This is a genomic window from Microbacterium sp. 13-71-7 (assembly GCF_002257455.1).
GTDB lineage: Bacteria > Actinomycetota > Actinomycetes > Actinomycetales > Microbacteriaceae > Microbacterium.
The window spans coordinates 1-3,358 of sequence record NZ_NCKN01000328.1 but is presented as its reverse complement, the minus strand read 5'-3'; the positions used below and the strand labels follow the sequence as shown (position 1 = coordinate 3,358).

The following is a 3,358-nucleotide window of genomic DNA, read 5'->3' as shown; positions in this document are numbered from 1 at the left end:
TCGTGCGCCACTCGGTCCGCGACCTGACCTGAGCCGCCCGACTCGACCGGCTCAGTCCTCGCGCAGTGCGAGCAGCTCTCTGGCGTGCTCGAGCGCCGCGCCCGAGTCGGTGAGCCCGGAGAGCAGCCGCGCCATCTCGGCCTCGCGCTCCTGGCCGGCGAGGCGGCGGACGCTGGAGGCGGTGACCTGACCGTCGTTCGCCTTCACGACGCTGAGGTGGTTGTTCGCGAACGCCGCCACCTGGGCGAGGTGCGTGACGGCGATCACCTGGGAGGTGCGCGCCAGACGGGCGAGGCGCCGCCCGACCTCGATCGCGGCCGCGCCGCCGATCCCGGTGTCGACCTCGTCGAACACGAAGGTCGGGACGGGATCGGTCCCCGCGATGACGACCTCGATCGCGAGCATCACGCGCGACAGCTCGCCTCCCGAAGCGCCCTTCGCGACGGAACGGGGATCCGCGCCGGGATGCGGGGCGAGCAGGATCGCGACGTCATCGCGCCCGTGGGCGCTCTCGGCGCCCTCGGTGACGGCGACGACCAGGCGGGCGTCCGGCATCGCGAGCGCATGCAGCTCCTCGGTGACGGCAGTGCCGAGCCGGCCCGCGGCCTCGGTGCGCGTCGCGGTGAGTGCGGCGGCGGCCTCGTCCAGGGCCGCTCGTGCGGCATCTCGTTCGACCGTGAGCCGTTCGATGTGGTCGGAGTCGTCGTCCAACTCGGCGAGGCGGGTGGATCCGGTGTTCCAGAGCTCGAGGGCGGCGTCGAGCGTGCCGTGCGCGCGTACGAGGGCGGCGAGGGCCGCACGGCGCTCCTCGACGGCCGCCAGCTCGTGCGGACCTGACTCGTCGAGATCGGCGAGGTAGCCGCTCAGCTGCGCCGCGATATCCGTCGCGCGATAGCCGATCTCCGCGATACTCTCGGCGATCGCCGTCAGCTCCGGGTCGCCCGCCCGCTCCAGGGCGCGGCGCGCCTCCGCCGCCAGCGTCGTGACGTCGTTGTCACCGTCCTCGTCCGAGAGGGCGGCACGGGCGATCGCCGCGGACTGACGCAGCTCCTCGGCGTTGGCGAGGCGCTCCGCACGCTCGGCGAGGGCGTCGTCCTCCCCCGGCTGGGGATCCGTCGCCTCGATGAGCCCGAGCGCTTCGCGGAGATCCTCGGCCTCCTGCCTGCGCCGCTCCTGGTTGCCGCTGATCTCCTCGAGCTGGGCCGACAGGGTGCGCCAGCGCTCCCACGCGCTCTCGTACTCGGCCCGGACGAGTGCGATCGCGGATCCGCCGAAGCGGTCGAGCGCGTCGCGCTGCGCGGCCGCGGACCGCAGGCGCAGTTGCTCGGACTGTCCGTGCACGACGACCAGGTCGTCGGCGAGGTCGGCCAGCACGCCCGCCGGCGCGGCACGACCGCCGACGCTCGCACGGCTGCGCCCCTCGGCGGTGAGCGTCCGCGAGACGTAGAGCTCACCGCGCGCGTCGTCATAGGGCTCGAGCTCGCCGCCCGCATCGGCGACGGTGTCGGCGACGGAGCCCGCGCTCGGCACGATCCACACGCCCGCGACGGAGGCCTGCGCGGCACCGGCGCGCACGGCGCCGGAATCCGCCCTCGCCCCCAGCAGGAGCCCCAGGCCCGTCACGACCATGGTCTTGCCGGCGCCGGTCTCACCCGTGATCGCGGTGAAGCCGGGCCCGATCGGCAGGACGGCCTCGGCGATCACGCCGAGGTCGCGCAGGCGCATCTCCTCGATCATGCGTCGGCCCCCCGCCAGCCCGAGACCGGGAGCTGGAACTTGCGCACCAGCCGATCCGTGAACACGCTCGGGTGCAGCCGCGCGAGACGCACAGGACGCGAGGAGCGCCGGACGATGACCCGCGCGCCGCGCGGCAGCTCGTGCGAGCGCCGCCCGTCGCACCACAGCATCGCGGCGCCGTCGTTGCGGTCCAGCAGCTCGATCGCGACGGGTGCGCCCGGCGCGACCACGAGCGGCCGCGCGAACAGGGCGTGCGCCGACAGCGGCACCACGGCGATGGCCTCGACGCCCGGCCAGATCACCGGTCCGCCCGCCGAGAAGTTGTATGCGGTCGCGCCGGTCGGCGTGGACACCACCATGCCGTCGCAGCCGAAGCTGGTGAGCGGGCGCCCGTCGATCTCGACGACCACCTCGATCATGCGCTCGCGGCTGGCTTTCTCCACCGTCGCCTCGTTGAGCGCCCACGTGCTGTAGACCACGGCGCCGTCCGCGTCCTTCACCCGCACGGCGAGCGCCATGCGCTCCTCGACCGAGTAGTCGCGGTCGATGACGCGCGCGACCGCGGCGTCCATGTCGTCGCGTTCGATCTCGGCGAGGAAGCCCACGTGCCCCATGTTGATGCCGAGGATCGGCGCCGTCCCTTCGCGGACGAGTTCCGCCGCGCGCAGAATCGTTCCATCGCCGCCCAGCACGATCGCGAGCTCGATGTCCTCGACCGGGATGTCCGCTCCGAGCACGTCGACCTCGGCGAAGAAGTCGTCCTCCGCGGTGAGATCGGCGCGGTCCTCCGCGGAGAGGACCGGTCTGGCGCCTGCGCCGCGAAGGGCCGAGACCACGCGCCTGGCGGCCTGCACGGTCTCGTCACGGCGCGCATGTGCGACGACGAGGATCCTGCGCTCGTTCATCGGCCTCCTGCCATCTCGTCGATCGTGCTCATCCATTCTGTCGGATTGCCTGCGCTGCCGCGGGCGCGATCCCCCGCGCGCAGATGCACCAGGTACTCGGCGTTGCCGTGCGTGCCGAGGATCGGCGACGGGAGCAGTCCGCGGACCCCGAATCCCTGATCCCACGCGCTCCACAGCACGCGGGCGACCGCATCGGCACGGATCGCGGGGTTGGTCACGAGACCGCCCCGCACCGCGGTGCGCCCGACTTCGAACTGCGGCTTCACGAGCAGCACGACGTCGGCGTCCGGCTCCGCCGTGGCCGCGATCGCCGGGAGCACGAGCGTCAGCGAGATGAACGACAGGTCGCCGACCACGAGCGAGGGCCGAGCGCTCTCCCCCGTTGCCGCGACGAGGACCTCGGCGTCCATGTGCCGGACGTTGAACCCCTCCACGGCCACGACCGCCGGATCCTGGCGGACCGACGGGGCCAGCTGATCGTGCCCGACGTCGACCGCGAGCACGCGGCGCGCCCCGCGCTCCCGCAGGACCTGCGTGAAGCCGCCGGTGGACGCCCCCATGTCCAGGGCCAGCCGCCCGGCGGGATCGAGGCCGAATCCGTCCAGCGCGGCGACGAGCTTGTGCGCGCCGCGGCTGACGTAGTGGTCGGCACCGGCCACATCGATCGCGTCGCCGTCCTCGACCTTGGTGGACGCCTTGACCACCGGCTTCCCGTT

Annotated in this window: 3 protein-coding genes; all 3 read right to left on the bottom strand. The window is 73.3% G+C overall.

What is annotated here, in order from left to right:
• Window positions 1–51: 51 nt before the first annotated feature.
• Complete coding sequence (recN, locus tag B7X32_RS19670; RefSeq protein ID WP_292723622.1) at window positions 52–1,737, bottom strand: DNA repair protein RecN; 1,686 nt, start codon at window positions 1,735–1,737, stop codon at window positions 52–54.
• The gene (locus tag B7X32_RS19665; RefSeq protein WP_292723620.1) at window positions 1,734–2,642 is read right to left on the bottom strand and encodes an NAD kinase; all 909 of its coding nucleotides are present in this window, start codon (window positions 2,640–2,642) and stop codon (window positions 1,734–1,736) included. The genes recN and B7X32_RS19665 overlap by 4 nt, the downstream gene beginning before the upstream one ends.
• On the bottom strand, window positions 2,639–3,358 hold a 720-nt coding region (locus B7X32_RS19660; RefSeq protein ID WP_292723618.1), incomplete at its 5' end, for a TlyA family RNA methyltransferase. The genes B7X32_RS19665 and B7X32_RS19660, both read right to left, overlap by 4 nt.

Excerpts from the sequence above, each read along its gene's own strand:
- recN (WP_292723622.1), bottom strand. The coding sequence starts at position 1,737 with ATGATCGAGGAGATGCGCCTGCGCGACCTCGGCGTGATCGCCGAGGCC.
- B7X32_RS19665 (WP_292723620.1), bottom strand. The coding sequence starts at position 2,642 with ATGAACGAGCGCAGGATCCTCGTCGTCGCACATGCGCGCCGTGACGAG.